Annotated in this window: 13 protein-coding genes; 5 read left to right on the forward strand and 8 right to left on the reverse strand. The window is 74.8% G+C overall.

Features of this window, described 5'->3' with window-relative positions:
- Positions 1–520: 520 nt before the first annotated feature.
- A complete protein-coding gene (locus K7787_RS06285) occupies positions 521–2020 on the reverse strand; it encodes an MFS transporter (RefSeq protein ID WP_247720602.1) in 1500 nt (499 codons plus the stop codon).
- A gap of 363 nt (positions 2021–2383) precedes the next feature.
- Here K7787_RS06285 and K7787_RS06290 point away from each other — a divergent pair, with 363 nt between their 5' ends.
- The 3 genes from K7787_RS06290 (at position 2384) to K7787_RS06300 (ending at position 6089) form a co-directional block, all read left to right on the forward strand.
- A complete protein-coding gene (locus K7787_RS06290; RefSeq protein ID WP_247720603.1) occupies positions 2384–3340 on the forward strand; it encodes a helix-turn-helix domain-containing protein in 957 nt (318 codons plus the stop codon).
- Between the two features lie 396 nt (positions 3341–3736).
- Positions 3737–4942 (forward strand): S1 family peptidase, encoded by a 1206-nt coding sequence (locus K7787_RS06295; RefSeq protein WP_308036292.1) that lies wholly within the window; start codon positions 3737–3739, stop codon positions 4940–4942.
- 187 nt (positions 4943–5129) lie between these two features.
- Positions 5130–6089, forward strand: a complete 960-nt coding sequence (locus K7787_RS06300; RefSeq protein WP_223000739.1) for an XRE family transcriptional regulator — start codon at positions 5130–5132, stop codon at positions 6087–6089.
- A gap of 134 nt (positions 6090–6223) precedes the next feature.
- On the opposite strand, the gene K7787_RS06305 is transcribed toward K7787_RS06300, so the two are convergent.
- From K7787_RS06305 to K7787_RS06325, 5 genes are all read right to left on the reverse strand, one after another.
- Positions 6224–7402, reverse strand: coding sequence for a PP2C family protein-serine/threonine phosphatase (locus tag K7787_RS06305; RefSeq protein ID WP_239116118.1), 1179 nt, complete (start codon positions 7400–7402; stop codon positions 6224–6226).
- A gap of 135 nt (positions 7403–7537) precedes the next feature.
- Positions 7538–7846 carry a hypothetical protein gene (locus K7787_RS06310; RefSeq protein WP_019981184.1) on the reverse strand — a complete coding sequence of 103 codons (309 nt, stop codon included), beginning with the start codon at positions 7844–7846 and terminating at the stop codon, positions 7538–7540.
- A 272-nt stretch (positions 7847–8118) separates the two neighbouring features.
- Positions 8119–9309 (reverse strand): glycoside hydrolase family 6 protein, encoded by a 1191-nt coding sequence (locus tag K7787_RS06315; protein ID WP_164393237.1) that lies wholly within the window; start codon positions 9307–9309, stop codon positions 8119–8121.
- A gap of 188 nt (positions 9310–9497) precedes the next feature.
- The gene (locus K7787_RS06320) at positions 9498–9716 is read right to left on the reverse strand and encodes a hypothetical protein (protein ID WP_169437212.1); all 219 of its coding nucleotides are present in this window, start codon (positions 9714–9716) and stop codon (positions 9498–9500) included.
- Positions 9717–9823: 107 nt separating this feature from the next.
- Positions 9824–10408 (reverse strand): TetR/AcrR family transcriptional regulator, encoded by a 585-nt coding sequence (locus K7787_RS06325; protein ID WP_223000740.1) that lies wholly within the window; start codon positions 10406–10408, stop codon positions 9824–9826.
- 179 nt (positions 10409–10587) lie between these two features.
- Between K7787_RS06325 and K7787_RS06330 the strand changes: the two genes are divergently transcribed.
- Positions 10588–11730: an FAD-dependent oxidoreductase gene (locus tag K7787_RS06330; RefSeq protein WP_164393244.1), complete on the forward strand. Its 1143-nt coding sequence runs from the start codon at positions 10588–10590 to the stop codon at positions 11728–11730.
- 132 nt (positions 11731–11862) lie between these two features.
- Here the strand turns inward: K7787_RS06330 and K7787_RS06335 are convergent, their stop codons facing one another.
- Positions 11863–13467, reverse strand: coding sequence for a S8 family peptidase (locus K7787_RS06335; protein ID WP_223000741.1), 1605 nt, complete (start codon positions 13465–13467; stop codon positions 11863–11865).
- 683 nt (positions 13468–14150) lie between these two features.
- On the opposite strand from K7787_RS06335, the gene K7787_RS06340 reads away from it, so the two are divergent.
- Positions 14151–17447, forward strand: coding sequence for a LuxR C-terminal-related transcriptional regulator (locus tag K7787_RS06340; RefSeq protein WP_308036293.1), 3297 nt, complete (start codon positions 14151–14153; stop codon positions 17445–17447).
- 276 nt (positions 17448–17723) lie between these two features.
- Here the strand turns inward: K7787_RS06340 and K7787_RS06345 are convergent, their stop codons facing one another.
- Positions 17724–24686: a glycoside hydrolase domain-containing protein gene (locus tag K7787_RS06345; protein ID WP_223000742.1), complete on the reverse strand. Its 6963-nt coding sequence runs from the start codon at positions 24684–24686 to the stop codon at positions 17724–17726.
- Positions 24687–24968: the final 282 nt, after the last annotated feature.

Raw genomic sequence — 24968 nt, forward strand, 5'->3', positions numbered from 1 at the left:
TGCGCGGCCGGGGCGGCGGGCAGGAGGGCGGAACGGGAAGTCACCGTGTCATCGGCTCTTTCGTTCGGGCTGTTGCGGCGCCTGCCGCGACGGGGGCGCGGACGAGCGTTCCGGGAACGGTCCGGGACGGGTCCGGCAGCGGGGCGCTGGAGCGTGGGGAATGCCGCGTGGGGGTTCGCCATCGAGCGGGCGGCGCCGGGACCCGACGGTCGCGTCGGACGGCCGTCGGCGCACCGGCATGGCTGGGGGATGGCGCACCCGGACCTCCGAAGCTCCTCTTACTTAGGGAAGCCTAACCTAATTAGCCCGATCGGTGCAGCGCCGGCGGGGCACGTGGCCGAAACACGCCCCTGACCGGACCCGCCGAGGACAGCCGAACGCCGTGGGGAGGGGCCGGCTCGGCCCCCTCCCCACGGCATTGATCGAGCGCGATCCCGCACGGTCGGGATCGAAGCCCGTGGACCCCGGCGCACGTGGGCGTCCTTGACGCGCCGTCAGCGCGTCGGCGTCCCGGCACGCGTCAGTCGCGCGGCAGCAGGAAACGGGTGACCGCCGCGGTGGCCAGTACGACGACGGCCACGGCGAGGAGGCCGATCCGCATCCCCGGGAGCGAGAAGCCGCCGTCGCTGCCGGCCAGCAGGCTGCCGAACAGGGCGACGGCGAGCGCACCGCCGGTCTGCCGCAGGGCGTTGAGCAACCCCGACGCCGTACCCGCGCGCTCCGCCGGAACGGCGTCCATCAGCAGCGCGGTCACCGCCGGGACCGCCAGCGCCCCGCCCGTGCTCAGCGGCAGCAGCAAAACCAGTACCAGCCACACCGGGGTGTGCGCGGCCAGCGGCAGCATGGCCGCCATCGCCCCGACGAAGACCAGCTGCCCGACGACGATGACCTGCCGGCGTCCGATGCGTTCCGCCAGCCGGGGCGAGACCAGGTTGCTCGCCGTCACCACCGCCGACATCGGGACGAACATCAGCCCCGCCTCGGTCCCCGACATCCCGCGCAACTGCTGGTAGTACAGGCCGAGAAGGAAGATCCCGCCGTAGAAGGCCGCGTTGACGGCGAAGCCGACGGCGAGCGGGACGGCCACCCGGCGGTCCGTCAGCATCCCGAGCGGCACCATCGGCCGGGCCTGCCGGGCCTCGGCCACGTAGAAGGCCCACCCGGAGGCGACGGCGAGCGCACCGGCGGCCAGCACAGGGGCGGCGGTCCAGCCCAGATGGCCGCCCTCGATCACCGCGAACGCCAGCCCGGCGAGGGCCAGTACGGCGGTGAGCTGACCGGCGGCGTCCAGCGCGGCGGGCCGGCGCGGCGAGCGCTCCACCCGGACCAGCAGGCCCAGGACGACCGCGCCCACCGGGAGGTTGAGCAGGAAGACCGACCGCCAGCCGGCCACGTCGGTGAGCAGTCCGCCGAGCACCGGGCCCGCGGCCATCGCCACCGAGCCGCCGACGGTCCACAGCGCGATCGCGCGGGCCCGGGCGCGGGCGTCCTCGTAGGCCTGCCGGACCAGCGCCAGCGAGGCCGGCATCACGACGGCGGCCGCGCCGCCCTGCGCCACCCGCGCCGCGACCAGGACGCCGATGCCGGGCGCGAGCGCGCAGGCGAGGGAGGCCAGGGTGAACAGGGCGACCCCCCAGGCGTAGGCGCGGCGCGCGCCGGCCCGGTCGGCGAGGGCGCCCGCGGACAGCATCAGGGCCGCGAACATCAGGGTGTAGGCGTCCACCACCCACTGCAGACCGGTCATCCCGCCGCTGAGGGAGCCGCGGATCGCGGGCAGGGCGATGTTCACCGCCGAGACGTCGATGGTGATCACCGTGAACCCCAGCAGCGCGGCGATCAGTTCGACTCCTCTGCGCCGAGCGGCCCGAGGTGTGAGCGCGGGCGGCGCGTCCGGTCGCGTCCCCTCCGGACGCCGCGCGAGCGGAGCCGGCTGTCGCGGCAGGGGCTCCGGCGCCCTGGCGTCGCGCCCGCGGGCGGACGCGACGGGCGGCGCGGAGAGCGGGCGACGGGTGGCGGTCATGGTGAACTCCCTTGTGTGGAACCCGGTTCGGGCGCATTGGGTGATGCGGCGTGTGGTGGGGTGACGAGTGGTGGGGTGACGAGTGGTGGGGTGACGAGTGGTGGGGTGACGAGTGGTGGGGTGGCGAGTGGTGAGGTGGCGTGTGGTGGGGTGGCGTGTGGTGGGGTGGCGGGCGGCCTCGGTGACGCCGGGCCGCGGTCCGGTGTCTCGCACCCCCTGGGTCCCGGCGTCCGGGCCGCCCGCTCCGGGAACGACTCTCCGGCACACGTCCGCCACGCGGCAGACCGCGCTGTTCCCGGGGTGCCGTGTTCCAGGCCCTGACACACCCCCTCAGGCGTGCCGTGCCCCTGTCACAATGGCCGGATGGCAGCAGCAGAGGCGCGCGGTACCGAACTCGGCAGATACCTCAAGGCCCGCAGGGCACAGGTGCGTCCGGAGGACGTCGGCCTGCCCGCCGGGGCGGGGCTGCGCCGTACCCCCGGGCTGCGCCGGGAGGAGCTGGCCGCGCTGGCCGGGGTGAGCGTCGACTACTACATCCGCCTGGAGCGCGGGCGGGAGACCAATCCCTCCCCCGCCGTCGTGGACGCACTCGGCCGCGCCCTGCGGCTGCGCGGCGACGGCTACGAGCGCCTGCACGAGCTGGCCGAACTGGCCTCCGGGCGGGTCTCGGAGCTGCCGGCCTGCGCCGACCGGACGGTGCGCGACTCGGTGCTGCGGATGCTGGAGTCGATGCGCCCGCTGCCCGCCTACGTGGCGAGCCGCCACAACCGCGTCCTGGCCGCCAACCCGCCCGGCCGGCGGCTGCTGCCCGGCCTGTGGGACTGGCCGGAGGAACAGCGCAGCCTCACCCGGTACCTCTTCCTGCATCCGGTGGGCCGGACCCTGTACGAGCCGTGGGAGGAGACGGTCGCCCACTCGGTGGCCCATCTGCGCGCGGTCGCCGGCGCCGACCCGGACGACCCCGAACTGACCTCGCTGGTCGGCGAACTACTCCTGAAATCACCGGAATTCGCCCGGATCTGGGAGCGGTACGAGGTGTGCGAGCGCGGGGGCGGACAGAAGACCTTCCGCCATCCGCAGGTCGGATCGATGACCCTGACGTACGAGGTGATGCGGCTGGCCCGCACGGGAGGCCAGCGGGTGGTGGTCTACCAGGCGCCGTCCGGCAGCCCGGACGAGCGGGCCATGCTGCGGCTCGACGCCGCGCACTCCCGGCGCGAGGAAACGGCCTCCGGGCACCCGGAATCGGTCGCCGAGGACCCCGCCGCCCCGCCGCAGCACCGCCCCCGTCCGCTGACCCCCTCCGCGCCGCTCACCTGACACCGGCCCGGGGGCGGGGGCGGGGACGGCGGAGTCGCCACGTCCCGGACGCGATCCCCGTCGTCACCGGCCGGGCGAGGCGTGCGGGTGTCGCCGGCCGGACAGGACAGGTGCGTGGGCGGCGCGGCCCGGACAGGACAGGGTGCGTGGGCGGCGCCGGCCGGCAGGGCACGTGGGTATCACCGGATTCAACAGCTGCACGCATCCTGTTGAAAACGCACCGATGAACGCGTCTTGAACAACCTCCTTGCGCTGGGCCAGAGTTCGGTCCGGCGGCGCACCCCCATACGCCGCCGGACCGGCATCCCACGTCCCGCCGACGGCCGTCTCCGTCCCCAGGAGACCGTCCGTCACCCCCACCCATGGACGTGACATGCCCATGACGAAAGGACAGCTGTGCGCGTTTCCCGGATATCCCTGGTGGCCACCGCGGCCGGCACACTGCTCGCGGCGGCCGTCGCCACGGGCGCCGCCCAGGCCGCCCCCTCCCCCACCGCGCCCCGCTACCAGCCGGCCATGGTCGCCGCGCTGGCCCGGTCCCTCGGCGTCAGCGAGGACGCCGCCGTGGCCCGGCTCGACCAGCAGGCCGCCCAGCAGAGCGAGTTGGCGGACCTCAGCCGCTCGGGCACGGCGACGGACGGCGCCTACTTCACCGCCGACGGCAAGCTGACGGTGAACGTCTCCTCCGCCGCCGCGGCCGCGCGGACCAGAGAGCACGGCCTGGCGGCGCGCGTCCCGCAGCACGGCGAGCGCGCCCTGGACCGGATCAAGGCGGCGCTCGACGCGCAGGCCCTGCGCGCCGCCCCCGACGGCGTCGCCTCGTGGTCGGTGGACCTGCCGAGCGACACCGTCACCGTGCACGTCACCCCCGGCCGCACGTCGGCCGCGGCGAAGTCGTTCCTGAAGACCGCGGCCGCGCAGGGCAGCGCGGTACGGGTCGTCAACGACGGGCAGCGCCTCTCGCCCCAGACGACGGTCTACCCGGGCAGCAGCATGTCCTGGACCAACAGCCAGGGCAGCTGGGTGTGTTCCGTCGGCTACGGCGCCCACGACTCCTCGGGACGCCAGTACCTCGTGAGCGCGGGCCACTGCGTCGCCGACCTCACCGACCTGTACTACAACAACGCCCACTTCGCGAAGGGCGTCCACAGCCGCTACGCCCTGGGCCGCCGGAGCGTGGACATGGGCGTCGCGCAGGTGGACTCCGACGACTCCGTCGCCACCCAGGTCGGCACCTGGGGCAACGGGGCGAACATCGCCGTCAAGGGCAGCAAGCGCGCTCCCTCCGGCTCCTCGCTGTGCAAGTCGGGGCAGACCACCGGCTGGACCTGCGGCGCGGTGAAGTCGTACAACGTCTCCGTCACGTACGTGGACGAGCACGGCGGCCCCGACACGGTGGTCACCGGGCTGGCCAGCTCGTCGGTGTGCACGGAGGGCGGTGACAGCGGCGGCGCGTACATCTCCGGCAACCAGGCGCAGGGGATGACCTCGGGCGGGCCCACCGGTCAGCAGTGCTCGGGCACCAACTCCTCCGGCTCGTCGTACTTCCAGCCCCTCGACGACGCCCTGTCGTACTACGGTCTGACGCTCAACACCAACTGACCCCGGCGCGCGGGGCGTAAGGGCGGGTCCGCCGACGGCGGGCCCGCCCGGCCGGGCGTATGATCCCGCACCACAGCACGCGCACCACACCACAGCACGCTCGTCACAGCACGCGCACCACAGCACGGCACGCGCACCGCACACGGCACGCGGGCCGCAGCACGCGCACCAGCGACGCGGAGGCGCCATGAGCAGGCCGCACCGGGCCGGACCCGCCGACGAGACCTCCGCCCGCGCCCGGCAGGCCGGCGCCGCGGACCCGGCTGGCACCTTCGCCGCCGCCTTCCGGGACGCCGTCCGGCGCCGCGGCCTCGCCCTCGACCGGGTGCGCGAGCGGCTGGCCGCGCAGGGCATCAGCGTCAGCCTCGCCACCCTGAGCTACTGGCAGCGCGGGCGCAGCCAGCCGGAACAGGCCCACTCCCTGCGCGCCGTGGACGCCCTGGAGGACATCCTCGGTCTCCCGCCGGGCGCCCTGCGCTCCCTCATCGGGCCGAGCCGCCCGCGCGGCCGGATCACCGGCGAGGGTCCCGGACCGGACGTCTCCCGCCGGGTCTTCGGGGAGAGGTCCCGCGTCGAACTCGCCCTGGGCGCCGGGTTCCACCGGTTCAACCACGACCTCCTCGCGCTCAGCATCCACGAGACGGTGCGCGTCGACGCGCACCGCCGGTGCCGGTCCATCACCGTGAAGCAGGTCCTGCGGGCCACGCGGGACGGGGCGCGCCGCATCACCGTCGTGCACGACGAGATACCCGCCGAGGACGCGACCGTCACCGCCCACCACGGCCGGCTCGGCACGGTACGCCGGCTGCCGGAGCTGCAGGCCGTCGTCGCCGAACTGGACTTCGGCCGGCCGCTGGCCCGCGACGAGACCGCGCTGATCGCCTACACCCTGCGTTACGGCTCCGAGCCGACGCAGTCGCTGCACCACGAGCGGCGCATCCGCACCAGCCCGCACGAGTACCTGCTGCAGATCTGCTTCCACCCGGACGCGCTGCCGGTCGGCTGTCACCGCTTCTTCAAGGAGCGGATCGACGCGCCCAGGCGCTATGAGCGCCGTCTCGCCCTGGACGTGTCGCACTCCTCGCACATGCTGCTCCACAAGTGCCCGCCCGGCGTGCACGGCATCTCCTGGACCTGGCCCCGCTGACCGACCGCACCGCGCGGGATCGCCGGGCCGCGCGGGATCGCCGCACCGCGCGGGATCGCCGGCGCGGCGGGGACAAGCGGGCGGCGGGGACAAGGGGGCGGCGGCAGGGGCGGCCGGGCGGCGGGGGCCGCGGGTCACGTCCGGGGGCGGCCGACGGCGGGGTCCCGCGCGACGGTCCGCCGCACCGCGAAGATCGTCGTGTCGTCGCCCAGCCGGCCGCCGCAGTGCCGCAGCGTGCCCCGGCGGACGTAGTCGACCAGGCGGTCCGGCTCGGCGGTGCGCGGGTCCGCGGCGACGGCGCGGGCCAGTTCGGCGGCGAGTGGATAGAACGCTCCCGTGCCGTCCCTGGCCTCGGTCACCCCGTCCGTGCACAGCAGCAGTGTCTCGCCGGGGACGATCCGCGCCCGCCGCACCGGCGGCAGACCGGGACCGGCGAGGTCGCCGAGGCCGAGGGGCAGTCCGTCGCCGGGCGGCAACTGCCGGACGCCCGCGGGGCCGACGACGAGGGGCGGTTCATGGCCGAAGTTGACGACCCTGACGATGTCCGGGTCGTCGTCCGGGAAGCCGAGCAGCAGCGCGGTGGCGAAGCGGTCGCCGTCGCTCCTGCCGAGGGCTCTGGCGTGCTCGCGGTGCCGGAGCATGCGCAGTTCGAGGCACTCGGCGACCCTCGCCAGGTCCGGCTCGTGGTAGCCGGCCTCCCGGAAGGTGCCGAGCAGCGCGGCGGCCGCCTCGACCGCGCCGAGCCCCTTGCCCTGGACGTCGCCGACCAGGACCCGGGGGCCGGCGGGGCTCGGCTGGATGTCGTAGAAGTCGCCGCCGATCCGGGCGGCGGCGTCCGCGGCGAGGTACACGGCCGCGTGGTCCAGGCCGCCCCAGCCCGCCGGCAACTGCCGCAGCACGGTACGGCGGGTGGTCTCGGCCACGTCCTCCATGTGCCGCCGCTGCCGCTCCCCGCGCTGGCGGACCGCGCAGGCCAGCACGGCGAGCGCACTGCCCACGACGACGAGGATGAAGTCGGGCAGGCCGATGCGGTACTGGTGCGGCCAGGCACTGTCGAACAGGACGTACGCGCCGATCGCCAGTCCCGCGAAGACGGCCGTCGCCCACACCCCGCAGACGGCGGCGGCGAATCCCGGCACCAGCACGGTCCACGACAGCACCCGGAACGCTCCGCTGGTGTTCCAGTCCAGCAGCACGATGGCGACCAGCAGCACGAAGGGCGGCACCCAGGCGTAGCTGCGCCCGCGCACCGACAGCGGCCCGCGCCCGCGCGTGACGTCCCGGCCGCCCCCGCGCAGGACGGTGCCGGGCAGGTCGGGACCCGCACCGCCCGACAACCGGCGCGGCCGGACCCCGTACCGCCGGACCGGGCCGCCTCGGTGCGTATCGCCGTCCTCCCTCACAGCCCTCAGCGAACCACGGGCGGCGGCGGGCCGCATCCTTCGTGATCAGCCGGTGTGGCCGGGGTGGCCGCGGGTCAGCAGCGTGTTCCAGGCCAGGGCGAACACGGGGAAACCGAGTTCGGCCAGGCGCAGCCGGGCGGTCCTGACATCGACGCGCGGGGCGCCGGTGGCCGTCTCGACCAGATCGACCACGTAGTACAGATGGGTGCCGACGAGGGCGTACCAACTGCGGTTCGGATGCGGGTCGGCGGAGTCGGCGGGGCTCAGCCGTTCGGCGGCGGCCCGGACGGCGTCCGGCGTGAGCCGGTGCACGAGGTCGCCGGCGGTGGTGGTCGTCTCCGTGACGTCGGGCATGGCAGTGCTCCTGGGGTGGGGGAGGCCGGAACCGACTGTACCCGGGAACTACGGGGCATATGTCTTCTTCTCAGCCTCCGCCGAACCGGCCGTGTGGGGGCGGAGGGTGAGGGACAGGCGGACCGCGGTGGCGCAGGCGGCGGCCAGGGCGAGCCGGACGGGGTCGTAGCCTGGCCGGGCCCCGGGACCCACGCCGTGGCCGGGTCCCGGCAGTCTCGTACGTCCCCGTCCCCGTCCCCGTCCCTGTCCCTGTCCGCGTTCGCGTTCGTGGGTCAGGGCAGCAGGCGTGGGTCGGCGTTGTGCACCAGTTCCAGGGCCTGTTGCGGGAACCACGCGCCGGCCGCCGGGTCCGGGTAGCCGCGCTCGGGGTCGTCGGGGCCCGCCGTGCCGCGGGTGCACTGGCCGTCCGACTCGCCGGGGATCTTCACCCACAGCCGGGCGTCGGCGAGCGGGTCCCCGGTGTCGAGGGTGGGGCGGGCGCCGAGGCCGCGGCCGGGCGGGTTGCACCAGTCCTGCGGGTCGGAGTAGACGCCGGCCGGCGCGGTCCACGGGCCTTGGCCGTTGCGGCTGGTGTCGGTGACGAAGTGCTTCATCGCGGACGGCGCCGCGTGCACATGCGCGTCGATCCATGCCTGGGCGTCGTTCACCGGCCACCACTGGTTCGGGCAGTCGGCCGCCGCGCCGCCCGCCGACACGTAGCTCAGACAGGACGACACCAGCTTGCCGTACCAGGCCAGTTCGCCGTCGGAGCGGTAGTTGGAGATGTTCAGGAAGAAGCCGGTGGCGTCGGCCACGCCGCCGGCGGCCAGGCGGGGCACGATGTCGTTGACGCTGTGCCAGCCGCTGTGCCCGGCGTCCAGGTAGACCTTGGTCCCGGCGAGCGGTTCCAGGGCGTCCACCGCGTAGTGGATCTCGGTGTAGCGGGCGGCGGTCCTGCTGCCCTGCGCGTCGTCCTGGCCGCAGTCGGAGGGCAGCAGCGACAGCGAGTCCGGCTCCAGGACCACGGTGGCGGGCAGGTTTCCGATGCCCGCGCGCACGGCGTCGATCCACGCCTCGTACTGCGGGGTGTCGGCGGCGCCGCCGGCCGAGTACTGGGCGCAGTCCCGGCCCGGGATGTTGTAGAGCGCCAGCACCGGCAGCGCGTGGCGGCGGGCCGCGTCCGCGACCGTCCGGCGCACCGACGCCCGTACCTCGTCGGGCGTGCCGTCGCCGTACCAGACGGCCTGCGGGGTCAGCGTCATCGCCAGCACGCCGGCCGCGTCCTTGATCTTCCCGTGCCGGGCGAGGTCCAGGATCTGCCGCTGGGCGTCCGGGTTCGCGGGCGGGGTGTAGAGGGCGGCGGGCCGTGCCGGGTGCGCCGGCGCCGCCTCGGCGGGGGCGGCGGCGAGCGCGGTGGCGGCCAGCGCGGCGGCGGCCGCGGTGAGGGCGAGCGGGCGGAGGGCTCCGGCGGTCCGTGCGGTCATGCGGATGGGCTCCTCGGCTGGGTAGGGGCGGCCGTGCGCGTCCACGATGCTTTGGGAGCGCTCCCATGCACGGCACCAAGGAATTAACCCCTCTTACGGGAGCCGCGTCAATCCCTCGGACAGGCTCCAAGAAGTGAAGACGCGGAGCCTGTCACGAGGCGGCGGGACGGGCCGCGGCTACACCGGGTTCACAGGTGGACGGGCATGTTGCCGGAGCAGCTGAGGTACCGCGCGCCGGTGGTGGTGCCGGTGGCCGAGGTCAGCGCGCACAGGTACGAGGCCGCTTTGCCGCCGACGACGGTGAGGTCACCGCCGTTGCCGCCGCTGTCTCCGCCGTCCGCGTGCGCGGGCCCGGCCAGGGCTGCCGCGGCGAGGACCAGTACCGCGGTGGTGATCGTCTTTCGCATACCCGCTCCAACGATCCCGGGGGGCGGAGGGCACGCGGCCCACGGGCGCACCGGTGCGCCGCCCACGAGCCTCGACGGCCCGCGCTCGGCGCCGCGGCACCGCGACGCTACGGCGCGCTCGGCGGGCGCCAGCCGTGGGCGAGGATGTCGAAGATCTCCTCGACGGCGGCCCGATGGTCCTTCTGCCCCTGGGACAGGACGGGGACCTCCAGCACGAAGCGGGCGAGGGTGACGCAGGCGAGGTTGCCGTGGGGCACGCCGAGTTCGTCGGCGATGGCGGTGCTCAGGGTGTCGGTGTGGCGCGCCCACATGCGTTCGGCGTAGGCGCGCAGCGCCGGCGTGGAGTCGACCAGGTCGACGAACTCCCGCCGCTGCGGGTGCGCCGCGATCGGCAGCCAGGTGTCGATCAGGTGCTGCCGCAGCGCCTCGAGGACGCCCTGCCCGTCGGGCCGCTCCCGTACCGCGGCGATCAGCTGGGCGTCCACGCCCTCTTCCCGGTCGAAGACGAGGGCTTCCTTGCCCGGGAAGTGCTTGAAGATCGTGGCGGTCGAGACGTCGGCCGCTTCGGCGATGTCGCGGATGCTCACGTGGTCGTAGCCGCGGTCCAGGAAGAGGGCGAGTGCGGCGTCGGCGATCGCCTGGCGGGTCTGGGCCTTCTTGCGTTCGCGGCGGCTGACGGGGGGTTCGGTCATGACAGGAGTCTACTCGACAGTGGAATCCGATTCTTAGTTGTCACATTCTACTTTTGCTCGTATTCTACTTTTCGGGGTCGACGGCCCGCGGTTGTGCGCCCGGGCCCGGCGGCGAGCGCCCCGCGGTCGCCCCTCGCCCCTCCTCGTCTCCCACGTCTCCTTCGGCGAAAGGCACGCCCATGACCTCCCCCACCCCCGCCCACGCCCGGATCAGCGTCATCGGGGCCGGCCCCGGCGGGCTGACCTGCGCCCGGATCCTCCAGCGGCACGGCATCCCCGTGACCGTCTACGACCGTGACACCGGCCCCCACTCCCGCGACCAGGGCGGAACGCTCGACCTGCACGCGGACAACGGCCAGATCGCCCTGCGCGAGGCCGGTCTCCTCGACGCGTTCTTCCGGCTGGCCCGCCCGGAGGGGCAGGAGATGCGCCGCCTGGACGCATCCGGCGCCCTCACCGGCCACCTCGTCCCGGAGCCCGACGAACTGTTCAAGCCGGAGATCGACCGCGGTCAGCTCCGCGACCTGCTGCTCGGCTCCCTGCGGCCCGGCACCGTCCGCTGGGGCCGCGCCCTCGAACGCGTCGGCGGACCGGACGACGGCCCGCGCCTGCTGCACTTCAGCGACGGCGCCACCGTCGAGACGGACCTGGTCATCGGCGCGGACGGCGCTTCCTCGCGGGTCCGCCCCGCCGTGTCGCCCGCCGTCCCGCAGTACACCGGGGTGAGCTTCCTGGAGGCCTGGTTCTCCGACGTGCGGGTCCGTCACCCCGAGATCGCCGAACTCGTCGGCCGGGGCAGCGCCCACGCCGCCGACGGGGAACGCGCCATGTTCGCCCAGCGCAACAGCGGCGACCACATCCGCACCTACCTCGTCCAGCGGGTCCCGGCCGACTGGATCGGCGCCGGCGGGCCGGCCGCCGACGACACCGAGGGCATCCGCGCCCTGCTCCTGGAGCGTTACGCCCACTGGGGCCCCCGGCTGCGCCGGATGATCACCGACAACGACGGCCCGTACGTGCACCGCCCGATCTTCGCCCTGCCCGTCCCGCACACCTGGCGGCCCAGCCCGACGGTGACGCTGCTGGGAGACGCCGCCCATCTGATGCCCCCGCTCGGGGTCGGCGTCAACCTCGCCATGCTCGACGCCAGTGACCTCGCCCTCGCCCTCGCGCACGCGGCCGATGTCGACGGCGCCCTGCGCGCCTACGAGAAGACCATGCTGCCCCGGTCGGTCGAGACGGCCCGCGCCCTCGAGGGCCGCGCCGAGGATCTGCTGTCCGCCGAGGAGCACGACCTGGACCACGACGGCTCCGGGCGCTGAACTCCCGCGCGGGGAGGACGGACGCCGGCCCGCTCCCGGGAGAGCGGGAGCGGGCCGGCGCCGTGGGCCGCCGCGGGCCGGGGCGTGGTGCCCGCCGGGGCGCGGCCCCGGTGCGGCGGGTGCGGCGGCGGGTCAGAACTGCAGCGACCAGGCGTTGATGTAGCCGGTGTCGTTGGTCCAGTTGTCGGTGACGCGCAGCTTCCAGGTGCCGTCGGCCGCGTGGGCCGAGGCGTCGACCGTGTAGGTGGCCTGGACGTTGTCGGCGCTGTCGTTGCTGTCGTAGTCCTTCAGCAGGTGGGCGGTGCCGTCCGGGGCGACGAGTTCGACCTTCAGGTCGCCGCGGAAGGTGTGGCGGACGTCCACGGTGACGGACAGGGCGGCCGGGGCGTTGCCGCTCACACCCGTGACCGCGAGGGGCGATTCGACGGTGCTGTTGTCACGGACGGCGTAGTCGTCGGTGTTCTCGAACTTCGGGCCGGTGGGCGGGGTGGTGGTTCCGGCGCCCGTGTACAGCAGCTTGTTCGGGGAGCCGGTGCGGGCGTCGGTGACCTTGCCGGCCGTGGCGTCGGCGACCAGCCGGTCGCGGACCTGGGCCGGGGTCCAGTCCGGGTGGGCGGCGAGCAGCAGGGCGGCCGCGCCGGCGACGTGCGGGGTGGCCATGGAGGTGCCGCTCATCGTCTGGGAGGCGGTGTCGCCGGAGTTGGAGGTGGAGACGATGCTGTCGCCGGGCGCGAAGACGTCCAGGCAGGAACCGTAGTTGGAGCCCTGCCCGTTGGCCCAGCCGGTGGCGCGGGCGTCCCGGCTGTCGGTGGCGCCGACCGTGATCGCCGAGGAGGTGGAGGCCGGGGAGTAGGAACAGGCGTCGGCGTTGTTGTTGCCGGCCGCGACGACCCAGGTGACGCCGGAGGATATCGACGCCGCCACCGCGTCGTTCACCGACTGCGTCCTGCCGCCGCCGATGCTCATGTTGGCCACGGCGGGCTTGACCGCGTTCTTGGTGACCCAGTCGATGCCGGCGAGGACCGGGGCCCAGGTGTCGCCTGAGGTGCCCTGGCAGTTCAGCACCCGGACGCTGACCAGCTTGACGCCCTTGGCGACGCCGTAGGAGCCGCCGCCGACGGTGCCCGCGACATGGGTGCCGTGGCCGGCGCAGTCGGAGGCGTTGGTGTCGTTGTCGATGAAGTCGTAGCCGCTGACGGCGCGGCCGCCGAAGTCGCGGTGGCTCAGGCGGACGCCGGTGTCCACGATGTACGCGTTCACACCTGCGGCGGCGGTGGCGTAGGTGTAGCGCTTGTCCACGGGCAGGTCGCGCTGGTCGACGCGGTCCAGGCCCCAGGAGGGCGGGTTGGTCTGGGTGTCGACCGCGTACGCCGCCGCGTCGGCTTCCACGCGGGCCACCGACGGGTCGGCGGCCAGTTCCTTCGCCTGCTTCTCGGACATGCGCACCGCGAAGCCGCGCAGGGCGGCGGTGTAGGTGTACCGCAGGCTGCCCGCATGGCGCTCGGCGAGCGTCTTCGCGGCGGCGGGGACGTCGGAGCGGGCGACGGAATCCTTGAAGGTGACGATGTAGGAGCCGTCGACCGCGCCGGGGCGGTCGGCTCCGACGATACGGCCCTCGGGGCCGCCGGGCGGTGCGGGGGCGGCGGTGGCCCCGGCGGCGGCCGCGCCGACCAGCAGCAGGGCGGCACTGGCGCCGGCGGCGAGGGTCCGCCGGACGACGCGAGCGTCGAACTCCATGGTTTCTCCCTTGGGGAACGGTCCGGGCCGGTGCGGTCCCGGAGGGGATGCCTCGCGCCCCTGCCGCCCTCCGGGCGGGCCCCGCCCGGGCGGGGTGTGCCCGGGAAGGGGTGTGTCCGGGAGGGCGGCTGCCTGACGCAGCGTCACACCGCGCATGTTGCGAGCATGACAAGCATGGGTCACGGCGGTCGCGCGGTCGCCTCGGGGTCTCGGCTTCCGCGGCGGAATGGGGGGCGATGTGCCGCACGGAGTGAGGTTCCGTGCGGCACGGGTCCGACGGCGCCGTACGACTGTGGGGTGCAGCCGCCCCGTACCGCGCGTCCTGCCGGCCAGGGACCGTGGGTACGGGGATGACGTCGCCGAACTGCCCAGAGCTTGGGACACCGCCGGCCAAGGCGGCAATGCGTACCGCTACCTAAAGATTGGGCGACGGGAGCGCGACGGCCGGGGAACCGGGCGTGCTCGTCCGCCGGCCCGGTCCGGGCGTGGGCGGCACCGGAGTCGGGGAGGCAGCGCCGGCAATCCGTAGGTGGTGGACGCCTATTGCAGTGCGGCCGTCGGACGGATAGACCACCTCTTCGACGGGCAGGGCGGTCCGGCCCCGGGCCGCACTCCGCCGCGGCCCCGGGCGGCTCGGGCCCGTGGCGGTCCTGCCGGGTGTGCGGTCGGTGAGAGGCGGTGCCGTGGAGAGACGGTGCTTCGACGCGGGGCACGGCGCGGGGGCGGCCGGCGGTGACATGTGCGCGGGCCGCGCGGCGCAGGCGCGGCGGCTGCGGGAGGCGCTGCGAGAGGGGCCGAGCCTGACCGTGGTGCGGGCGGAGGCCGGGGCGGGCGGGTCCGGTCTGGTGGACGAGGTGCTGGCCGCACCGGAGTTCGCGCGGTGGCCGCGGCTGCGCGCGAGGTGCGGCGAGGCGGTGGAGGCGGTGCCGCTGGGCCCCCTCGCCGACGCGCTCGCCCGGCTGCCGTGGCCCGCCGTGCTGTCCGGTGGGCCGTTGCCGCCGGTGACCGGCGTTCTGGCTTTCCTGGTACCCGAGTTGGCCGACCGGCTGCCGCCGCCGCCCGCCGGGGCGGCCGATCCGGAGGTGCGGCGGTCCCTCGCGCCGCGCGCGTTCGAGGCGTTGCTCGCGGCGTACGGCGATGTCGTCCTGGTGGTCGAGGACGCGCACCGTGCGGACCCGGCGACCCTCGGGCTGCTCCGCCGTCTGATCGGCGCGATGCCGGCCGGGCTGCGGCTGGTCGTCACCGAGGACCCCTCCCCCGGTCTGCCGGACCTCGGCTTCCGCGCGCCGGGACGGTTGCGGACCGGGGAGATCGACGTACGGCCCTGGACGCCCGCGGAGACGGAGGAGTATGTCCGGCGGTGGCTCGGCGGTTTCCGGCCGGAACACCTGGCGGAGCTGGAGGAGACCGCCGCGCTGGTGCACGAGCTGACCCGCGGCCTGCCCGAGGTCGTCGTCCAACTGCTGTGCTCTGCCGATGAGTTGCTGCGGGCGGGCGAAGCGGAACGGCCCGGCACCGCAGGGGCGGGCGACACGGCGGCCCCGTGGGCGGCGCCGACCGGCGATACGGGACGTGGTGAGGCGGCGTGGGCGGACGGGGCCGGGACTCACGCGGCGGTGTGGACCACCGGTGCGTCAGCTCCCCGGGCGAGGCGGACGGACGAAGCGGCAAGGCCTCCGGCTACGCGGGCGGACGACGCGGCGCAGTCTCCGGCGACATGGGCGGACGAAGCGGCACAGTCCCCGGCGACACGGGCCGACGCAGCGGCACAGTCCCCGGCGACACGGGCCGACGCGGCGGCAACTCCCCGCGAGGCGTGGGCGGATGACGGGAGGGCCGCCGATCGGGAGGACGCCCGCCCGGCCCGCCCGGGTTCGCCGCTCGCCGCGCTGCGGCAGGTCGGCGCGCCCCCGGCCGTACGGCGGGAGTGGGCGCGGCGGTGCGCGCCGCTCACCGACGACGCGCGGCGCGTCGTCGAGGCGGCGGCCGTCCTCGGCCGGCCGGTCCCGGCCGCCGTACTCGGCGAGGTGGCCGGCCTCGCGCCCGGGCGGGCCGAGGCGGCCGTGGACGCGTGTCTGCGCCGGGCGGCGCTGCGGGCCGACGGGGCGTGCCCCGCCTTCCGGCATCCGCTGGAGCGGCGGGCCGCGCTGGAGCGGGTGCCCGGGCCGCGCCTGGCCCGGCTGGGTCTGCGCGCCGCCCGGGCGCTGCGCCGCGGCGACGCGGGCCGGCCGTCGCTGGAGGAACTGGCGCGGCTGTACGCCATGGCGGGGCAGGTGGTGCAGGCGGCGCGCTGTCTGGTCGCGGCGGCCGACCGGGCGGCGGCCGCCGGCGACTACGCCACCGCCACCCGCCTCTACACCCGGGCGGTCACCGAGGACCCGCGGGCCGCGGGCCGGGTGCGCACCGCCGGGAAGCTCGCCCGCACGGCGCAACTGGCCCGGGCCGGTGAGCGTGTGGTGGCCGTGGTCCGGCGGGTGCTGGACGAGGACGACCCGCCGCCCCGGCTGCGCGGCGAGATCCGCCTCCAGCTGAGCGTCGTCCTGCGCAACCAGAGCGGAGGGGCGCTGGACAGTCTCAACGAGGTCGCCCGCGCCATCCCCGACCTGGAGGCCTCCGACCCGCCGACGGCCGCGCGTGCCATGGCGGTCGCCGCCATCCCGTCCATCAAGGGCTGGCACGTCGAGCGCCACCTGTACTGGCTGCGGCGCGGTGAGACGCTCGGCGACCGGGTCGCCGACCCCGTCGCCCGGGCCGCGATCGCCGCCAACCGGGCGACCGCGCTGATGCTGCTCGGCAGCCCGCGGGCCTGGGCCGCCGCCGAGGCGCTGGACGCTCCGGCCGGGACGGCGATGGAGGCCGCGCACCGCACGCGGGGCTGGACCAATCTGGCGCACGCGGCCACCGCGCTCGGCTACGGCGTCCGGGCCCACGAGTTCCTCGGCCGGGCCGCCGCCGGTCTGGCCGACACCAGCAGCCCCTATCTGGAGGGGCTGACCCAGACCGCCCGCCTGGTGCTCGCCTGGCACGAGGGCCGCTGGCCGGGGCTGCACGAGGCCGCCGACCGGACCGCCCTGCTGTACCGGGAGATACCCGACCTGGCCTCCGAGGCGATGCTGGTGCGCGGGCTGACCGCGCTGCATGTGCTGGGCGACGTCTCCCGGGCCCGCCGCGACCTGGCCGAGGCCGCCCGCGTCACCCGCTACGACACCGGCGTCATCCTCACCGCCTCCGCCGCCGCCACCGCCCGAGTCCATCTGGAGGCCGGGCGGCCCGGGCAGGCGTGCGAGGCGATGGAGGAGACCCTGCACCGGCTGGAGCGCACCGGCGGCTGGGTGTGGGCCGGGGAGGTCGCGCCGACCGCTGTGGAGGCCCTGCTCGGCAGCGGGCAGAGCGGGCGGGCGCACCGGTTGGTCGCCGACTTCGCGGCCGGGACCGAGGACTGCGACGCGCCGGCCGCGCGGGCGGCGCTGACGGTGTGCCGGGCGCTGCTCGCCGGGGCCGAGGAGGGCCCGGCCGAGGCGGTCGGTCCGCTCGCGGACGCTGAGCGGCGGTGGCGGCGGCTGGGGCGGCCCTTCGACGCGGCCCGGGCGGCCGAGGCGCGCGGCCGCTTCCTGCTGGAGCTGCGCGACGAGGCGGCGGCGGACTGCGTCCGGAGCGTCATCGAGACGTACCGGCAGCTGGGCGCCCGCTGGGACGTGGCCCGCTGCCGGCGGCTGCTGCGCCGCCACGACATCGTCTCCACGCATCGCCGCGGCCGCCTCGGCTACGGCGATCAGCTCTCCCCGCGCGAGCGGGAGGTGGCCCGCCTGGTCGTGCAGGGCCGGTCGAACCGGGACATCGCCGAGAGTCTGGTCCTGTCCGTCCGGACGGTGGAACACCATGTGGCCCGCGTCCTGCGGAAACTGAACGTCACGGCCAGGACGGACATCGCCCTGGCGGGCCGGACGGGGGACGGCGCGTCGGCCGCCGGGGGGCGGTGACCCGGGCCGGTCCGGTCTGCCGCTGAGCGTTCTCAGGGGAGCAGGCCGGTGGAGTGGACGCGGCCCCGGGCGGCGGCCGGGCCGGCCGGGCGGTGCCGTCCGGGGACGGGACGCCGGGCGGGCGTACGGGCGGTGGGCCGGGCCGTGCGTGGAGTGGCCTCCGCTCCGGCTCGGGGTACGCGGAGCGGAGGCCAGGTGTCTCCATCTTGCGGGGCGGCGGGCCGCCCGCGCACGTCGGGTGTGGCGAACGTGGCGGGCGGGTGCGCCGTAGGCGCCTCAGGCCCGGGGAACGCCCCGGGTCCGCGCCCATTCCGTGCCCCGCGACCAGAGACCCGGGGCGGGGCCCGATCCGCCGCCGTGGCCTCCAGGGGCGCCTGCGGCGCCGCCGCCGGTCGCGGCCGGGCGGTGGTCGTGGTCCGTGCGCTGGAACGCGACCGAGTAGGTGCGGGTGACCTTGCCGTTGGGCGAGGTCACCGCGATGGTGCGGGTGATGAGCCGGGACGCGGGCGAGGTCAGGACCGTGCCGCCGTCCGTCACCTTCACCCGTGCGCCGGACTCGGCCGGTACGGCGGTGACGGCCGGGATCGGCCGGTTCCTCGGCCAGTCGACGACGTACGTGGTCCCGTCCGGGGCGAACCCGTCGATCGCGGCGCCGCCCACCGTGATCGCCCGGGCGTCGGCGACGCTCGCCCGGGTGGCGTCCGGGTGGTTCGTCACCGTGACCGAGCCGTCGGCGTTCACCACCACGTGCGCCGCCAGCGCGGCCGCCAGGTTGATCCGCTGCCAGCTCTCGCCGCCGTCCGCGGTGAGGTCGAGCGGGTAGCCGGAGTCCGTCGCGGTCTGTTCGAGGATCTGGGTGCGCTGCTCGGCGGTGAGGTCCGGGAAGGCCGTGATCAGCAGGGCCGCCGCGTCGGACGGCGCCTTCAGGGGCTGCCCGGCCTTGCCCACCTGGGAGAACCCGTAGGTCAGGCGCTGCGTGTACAGGTCGATGTCCTGTGCCGTGCTCAGGCCGCCGTAGGGGTCGCCCGCGCAGGCCGTGAGCGTGTCGCCGTACCCCTGCTTCAGGCACTGCTGGAGCAGGACGTTCTCGATCTCGGTGTGGGCCTGCGTCAGCAGGTCCTCGAAGGCGGGGTCCGCCCAGCGGTGCGCCACGGTGGCCTGCGCGGTGATCCGGCCGCCCATCACGTCGAGCGGGTAGTGGAAGCCGAGGATCACCCGGTTGTTCCCGTACTCCGAGGTGCGCGCGAGGATCGAGGGCGCCAGCTCGGGCAGGAGCGTGGCGAGGACGGTCCCGGCCTCGTAGCCGCCGTAGGTGTGACCGCTCGGGTAGGAGCCGCTGGTGGCGAGGCCGCTGTACGAGCCGTCCTGCGACTCGTAGACGTACCCGCCGTCGCCGGCGAACCCGAGCCGCACGTACGGGCGCAGATAGCCGAAGTGGTCCTTGGCCGCGTCATGGGTGTCGAGGCTCTTGGCGACACGGCCGAACAGCGCGCTGGTCTTGGGCAGTTGACCGCTGTTCAGGGCGTCCTCGTAGATCCGGCCGAGCCGGGAGCCGAGGCCGTCGGCCATCGTGACGGTGGCGCTGTGCGTGGCGTCCACCTCGGCCCGGTCCACCTCCTTCTGCGTGGCCGCGTTGTTGACGCCCACGGCGATCCTGTCGTTCTCGGCGGTGAGCGGTGTGCCGGCGGGCGCCTTCTCGTTCGCGCCGAGGATGTCGGAGCGCAGGTCGTCGAAGCCGCTGAGCAGGCCGTCGAAGTAGTCCGTTCCGTCGCCGGTGGCCGGCCACTCGTCCGACGGGTAGGCGGCGTTCAGCGTGTCGTCCGGGAAGGGGGTCGGCACATAGGCCGTCGGGTCGGTGGTGTCGTCGGCCGCGGCGGCGGTGGCCGTCGGCTCCTGGTCGTCCGAGGTGCCGGCCAGGGTGACCGCGGTGACGGTGGCGGTGTGGGTCTTCGTCCGGCTCGCGGCGGTGAGCAGCGCGGTGTCCGCGGTGGCGGGCAGGTGCGCGGTGGTGCCGTCGCCGAGGGTCACGGTGTAGCCGATGACGGGAAGGCCGCTGTCGGCCGCGGGCCGCCAGGTCACCCGCACCCTCTTGCCGTCGGTGAGGACGCCCGTCACGGCCGGCTTCTGCGGCCGGCCGCCGCCGGTGACCACGGGGGCCGTGGCGGCGCTCGGGCGGGACGCGCCGATCTTGTTGACGGCTTGGACGCGGGCCGTGAACGACCGGCCGGCCGGCAGCCAAGTGAACGTGGTGCTGCGGCTGTTGGGGTCGTGGATCTCGACCTGGTGGTCGCGGTCGAGGGTGACCCGGTAGCCGGTGAGCGGTGAGCCGCCGGTGTCCTTCGGCGCGGACCAGGCGACGGTGACGCTCGTGCCGGACGCGGTCGCCGAGACGGCGTCGGGCGCGGCGGGCGCCGTCCTCGGCTTGGCGGTGAGGGCGGCGAGGGCGTGGCCGAGGGTCGCGTACCGTGCGGTGAGGGTGTCGTCCGTGGCCGTGTCGTCCGCCAGCGCGGTCCTCGCCGCGGTGAGCGCCTGGGTGAACGCCTTCCACGACGCGTCCGTGTAGCGGGCGTCGTCGAGGTCGGACGCGGTGGCGACCAGGTCCTCCAGCTTCAGCCTCGGCAGCGGGACCAGCTGGTTCGCGGCCAGGGTGAGGCTGCGGGTGCGGGTGTCCACGTCGAGCTGGGTCACGCCGTCGGCGGCCAGCAGGTCGCGCGCGGCGGCGAGTTCGCGCCGGAACACCGCGAAGTCGATCGCGTCGTAGCGCTTCGCGTCGTCGGACAGCCCCGCGTACCGGTCGATCGCCTTCTGCAGGGCGGTCTTGTCCGTGGCGGCGGGTGTGTCGACGTGGCTGAAGGTGATCCGGCCCAGGTTCGCGACGTACGGGTGCGCGGAGTCCGGGTGGGTGGTCAGCCGGAGGTGGACGGCGTGGGTGCCGGTGATCGCCTTGGGCAGGGTGAGGCTCGTCGTGCCGCCCGCCGACCACGCGGCGCCCGTGACCGGCAGCGGAATCGTCGCGTACGGCGTGCCGGGGTTCGCCGCGTCGAAGGAGTCCAGATAGAGCTGGACGGCCGAACCGGTGCCGCAGCGGGCGGAGTTGTTGACGTAGGTGAGGGTGACGGTGTTCTTCGGGGAGGTGCCGAAGTCGAGGTCGCCGTAGTCGAGCCAGGCGCCGTCGTAGGTGCCGCCGAGGTCGGTGGCCGACCCCGCGCCGCTCCAGCCGGCCGGCTCGCTCTTGAGCCCGCCGCCGCTGCTCGCGCGGAACGCGGTGGCGTCGAACCCGGCGGGGGCGTCGGCGCTCCGGGTCAGGGTCAGCGCGTAGATGTTCCCGACGTAGGGCTGGGCGCTCGACTGGGTGCTGGAGACGAAGGCCGCGTACACGTCCTGGACGCCGGTGAAGACGCCCGGGTCGAGTTGAACGCTCGTGGTGGCGACGGTTCCCCAGCCGGAGCCGGTGTAGTCGAGCGGGACGGTGACGCTCTTCGCGCCGTCCTCGGAGCCGAGGCGGAGTTCGATGCGCGAGTCGGAGGCGGCGCGTGACTGCGGTTTGTCGTAGCGGACGGTGAGGGTGTCGGCGCCGTCGCGCAGGTCGGTGTCCTTCCACTCGGCCCACGCGCCGTTCGTGACGTTCTCGAAGATGCCGTTGGTGAGGCTCAGCGGGAGCGAACCGCCGCCTGTGGTGGTGCTGTCGGCGGCCGTCAGGGTGGCGAGGGTGGTCGTGGGGGACGTGGTGACCGGTTGCGGGGAGAACTGGTACCGGTCGAAGTTCGCCACCCACTGCCGGCCGGCGGGGGCGTGGAACACGAAGGTCGCGCTCTTCGCGCTCAGCAGGGCCTCGGGGTCGGTGACCGCCGCCTGCACCGTGGTGTAGTACTGCCAGCCGCCGGTCCCGGGAAGGGAGACGGTGGCGACGAGGGGGCCGTCCGCCGCGCCGGCGTGGATGTCGACGCTGCTCGGAGTGGCGGTCGCCGGCTGCGCGTTGGCGTAGCGGACCGAGACGCTGCGCGGGGCGACGCCGCCGAAGTCCAGCTTGGCGTAGCGCTCCCAGGCCCCGTCGGTGACGCCGCCGAGGTCGCCGTCCGAGTAGTACGCCTCCTTCACCAGGCTGGGGCCCTCCATCCGGTCGGGGTTCTCGGCCTGGAGGACGGCGTAGCCGCCCTCGTCGATGGTGAGCGCGTCGGCGGCGGAGCGCAGCGCGTCGTTCGCTCCCATGAGGGCGCCCGTCGCGGCGGCGGGGTCCGCGAGGACGGTGCGGGCGCGTTGGAGCGCCGACTGGAACAGGCTCCAGGAGCCGGCGGAGTAGTTGCCGCTGCGCACCGGCGACGCCTGGTCGACCAGTGCGGCGAGCGCCTCGCGGTGCACCGCGGCGGCGGAGATCACCAGCGGGTCGGTCACCGACACCCCGGTGCCGCTCACCGTCGCGGCCGGCACGCCGTGCGCGAAGGCGGCGTCGCGGAAGGCGAGGCCGACACGTGCGTCGGCCTCGGTGGCGCCGGTGAGCGAAAGCGTCGCCGTACGCGGGCCGGTGACGCGCAGATCGGCCGTGACGCCCTTGGGCAGGCCGGTCACGCTCGCCGCCCCGGTCCCGGTGAGGCTGGTGCCCTCGCGGGCGGCGAACGACGCCCGTCCGGACAGGGCCAGTCGGACACGGCCGTCGACGGCGCCGTCCGCGGCGGTCTTCACGGTGCCCGGGCGGGCGGAGACGACGGTGCCGCCCCGGCCCGTGCCGCTGCCCCCGGTGTCACCGGCGTCGGTGTTCAGGGAGTACGCGGGCTCGGTGTGCGCACCCCACGCGGACGGCTTGGCGCCCATGGTGAAGGCGAGGGTGCCGCCGGCGACGATCTGCGCGTAGTCGAGCCAGGTGTTCGTGAACCGCTTGCCGTCGAGAGTGGCGCTCTGCACGTAGTAGTCGCTCGGCGAGACGCCGTCGGCCTTCACCGTGAACCGGGCGCCGTTGGGGTAGGTGATCGTCGTGGAGTCGAAGAAGGGGCTGCCGAACTGGAACTGGCCCGAGCCGGCGGTCACCGGGAACAGACCGAGCGCGGCGGCGACGAACATGGTCGACATGGTGCCGGCGTCGTTGTCCATGGTCGGCAGGAAGCCGTGCGGGGAGAGCCGGTAGACCCGCGTCTTCACCGGCGGCCTGAACTCGCCGCCGGAGCTGGGCGCTTCGTCGGTGGAGCCGGTCGCGATGTAGCGGTTCCAGGTCGTGCCGGTGTAGATGGCGCGGACCCACTTCTGGGTGAGGCTCGGCTCGCCGACGTAGTTGAAGAGGTAGGGCGCCTGGAGGTCGATCTCGTTGGCGTTGGAGTGCAGCATGGCCGAGCCGTCGTCGGCGGCGGAGTCCTCGCCGAACATGTGCCGGAGCGCGGCCCGGCCGGCCTTCGCGCCGCCCATGGCCTCGATGAGGCCGCCCATGTCGTAGGCGTCGTACCAGTGGTACTGCCAGAGGGTGCCCTGGTAGAGGCCGGCCGCCTCGAACTTCTCGTGGTCGGCGCTCTGCCAGTCGCCGCCCGCGGCGCGCGGGGTGAGCAGGCCGACCTCGGTGCCGTCGGGCGCGGTCCAGGCGCCGGACTTCACGAGGTGGTCGATCGCCATGGTGGACTGGGTGCGCAGCTTCCGCGCGTCGGCGTCCTTGCCGAGCGCGTCGGCGATGACGGACAGCGCCCACTGGTCGTAGCCGCGCTGCACGGTCGTGCCGGGGTCGCCCGCGATGTATCCCTGGCGCAGTTGCGCGCCCGTGTAGTAGCCGGTGTACGACGCGAGGGCCGGGTAGGCCTCGTCCAGCCGGTCGAAGTCCTTGTAGCCCTTGGACAGCGCGTCGGCGATCACCACGGCCGAGCGCTCCCAGCGCACGGTCGGCACCGAGTGGGTGAGGCTGCCGAGGCTCTTGCCGGAGGCGCGCGCGTCCGCGAAGAGGGTGACGGCCGACTGCACCATGTCCCGGTAGCCGGCCGGGTCGATGTACGCCTCGACGGAGTACTTGCGGAAGTCGTCCCAGGTGGACCAGCCGTCGTAGTAGGTGAAGCCGTTCGTCCGGTGCACCGCCCCGTCGACGCCGCGGTACGTGCCGCTGGTGCTGGTGGCGTTCACCGGCAGCGCGTACATGCGGTAGAGGTGCGTGTAGAACTCCTTGGTGAGCGTCGCGCCGGGGTCGGACTTCGCGGAGGCGTGCACGGCGACCGCGCCGAGCGTGCTGTTCCAGTCCGCCCTGGTCCGCTCGCGCGCCTGGTCGAAGGTGAGGCCGCCGACCTCGTTGCGCTGGTCGGTCGCGGCCTGCTCGGCGCTGATCGGCGAGAGCGTGATGCGCAGTTCGACGTCCCGCCCGGCGGACGTGCCGAAGTCGAGGACGGCTCCGGTGTCGGTGCCGTCCTGTGCGCTCGCCTCGCTCAGCCTGCCGTCGTCGCCCCAACTGCGCAGGGACGTCACGGGGACGTTGGTGGTGGCGACGTAGTACAGCTGGTACGAGGCGCCGTTGAACGAGCCCGCGACGAGCCCGGTGATCGAGGTGGTGCCGTCCGGGAGGGTGGTCGCCTTCAGGGTCGAGCGGGTGCGGCTGGTGAAGTTGTTCGCGAGGTCGAGGACGAGGCGGGGTTCCGCGCCCTCGGGGAAGCGGTAGCGTTCGAGCGCCGTGCGCGTCGTCGCGGTCATCTCGGCGTCGATGGTGCCGGCGGCCCGGGTCACCGACGACCCGGTTCCGGCGAGGGCCCCGAGTCCCACCCGGTAGGAGCCGGGCGTCGCGCTCTCGTCGTCGTGACTGTACGCGTGGGCGTAACTGCCGGGCGCGGGGCGGCTGTCGTACCGTACCGAGGTCGGCACGACGAGCAGGTCGCCGCCGCCGCCCGAGCCGCCGACGCCGTCGAGGTTCGTGGCGGTGAACCCGGCGATGTGGTCCTCGTCGTAGTCGTAGCCGGAGTGGTTGCGGCCGGGCGTGGTCAGCGGGTTGACCTTGGCCAGACCGTGCGGCGCCTGGGCGCCCGGCAGATCGTTGCCGTCGTCGCCGGCCGTCGACACGAACGGGTCGACGAGCTTCGTGTAGTCCGTGCCGCCCGAAGTCCCCGGGGAGGCGGTGGACTCGGCCGCGGCGGGCGCCGCCACGGCCGCGCCGCCGCCCGCGAGCGCGGTGAGGCCGAGCGCGCCGGCGAGCAGCGCGGCGACCGCCGCGCGCAGCGGCCGCGGACGCCGGCGGGCGGGTCTTCCGGGAAGGGTGCGGGGGACGGGGGCGTGGGATCTGATGGGCACGAACCTCTCCAGCGTCGCGGTACTCGCGCACGGTCCGGGGGCCGGGACGTTCTGACAACGTTGTCAGAACGAAGGTCCGGAGTATGCGCACTCGGGGGCGAGGCGGCAGTGGACATACGGGGTCGCCCCCGCGGCGTTCACGGCCGTCCGCCATCAGACACGGGGGAAAGGTACAGCGGGCGAACAAGATTCGTACAGGAGTTGCGCACCGGTCGCCGCGCGGGGGGCGCGACGGGGGGTCGTACGGGGCGGGTTCGCGGGGCGGGTTCGCCGCTGGGGAGC

It is taken from the genome of Streptomyces sennicomposti, from assembly GCF_019890635.1.
GTDB lineage: Bacteria > Actinomycetota > Actinomycetes > Streptomycetales > Streptomycetaceae > Streptomyces > Streptomyces sennicomposti.

Excerpts from the sequence above, each read along its gene's own strand:
- K7787_RS06285 (WP_247720602.1), bottom strand. The coding sequence starts at position 2,020 with ATGACCGCCACCCGTCGCCCGCTCTCCGCGCCGCCCGTCGCGTCCGCC.
- K7787_RS06290 (WP_247720603.1), top strand. The coding sequence starts at position 2,384 with ATGGCAGCAGCAGAGGCGCGCGGTACCGAACTCGGCAGATACCTCAAG.
- K7787_RS06300 (WP_223000739.1), top strand. The coding sequence starts at position 5,130 with ATGAGCAGGCCGCACCGGGCCGGACCCGCCGACGAGACCTCCGCCCGC.
- K7787_RS06310 (WP_019981184.1), bottom strand. The coding sequence starts at position 7,846 with ATGCCCGACGTCACGGAGACGACCACCACCGCCGGCGACCTCGTGCAC.
- K7787_RS06315 (WP_164393237.1), bottom strand. The coding sequence starts at position 9,309 with ATGACCGCACGGACCGCCGGAGCCCTCCGCCCGCTCGCCCTCACCGCG.
- K7787_RS06320 (WP_169437212.1), bottom strand. The coding sequence starts at position 9,716 with ATGCGAAAGACGATCACCACCGCGGTACTGGTCCTCGCCGCGGCAGCC.
- K7787_RS06325 (WP_223000740.1), bottom strand. The coding sequence starts at position 10,408 with ATGACCGAACCCCCCGTCAGCCGCCGCGAACGCAAGAAGGCCCAGACC.
- K7787_RS06330 (WP_164393244.1), top strand. The coding sequence starts at position 10,588 with ATGACCTCCCCCACCCCCGCCCACGCCCGGATCAGCGTCATCGGGGCC.
- K7787_RS06335 (WP_223000741.1), bottom strand. The coding sequence starts at position 13,467 with ATGGAGTTCGACGCTCGCGTCGTCCGGCGGACCCTCGCCGCCGGCGCC.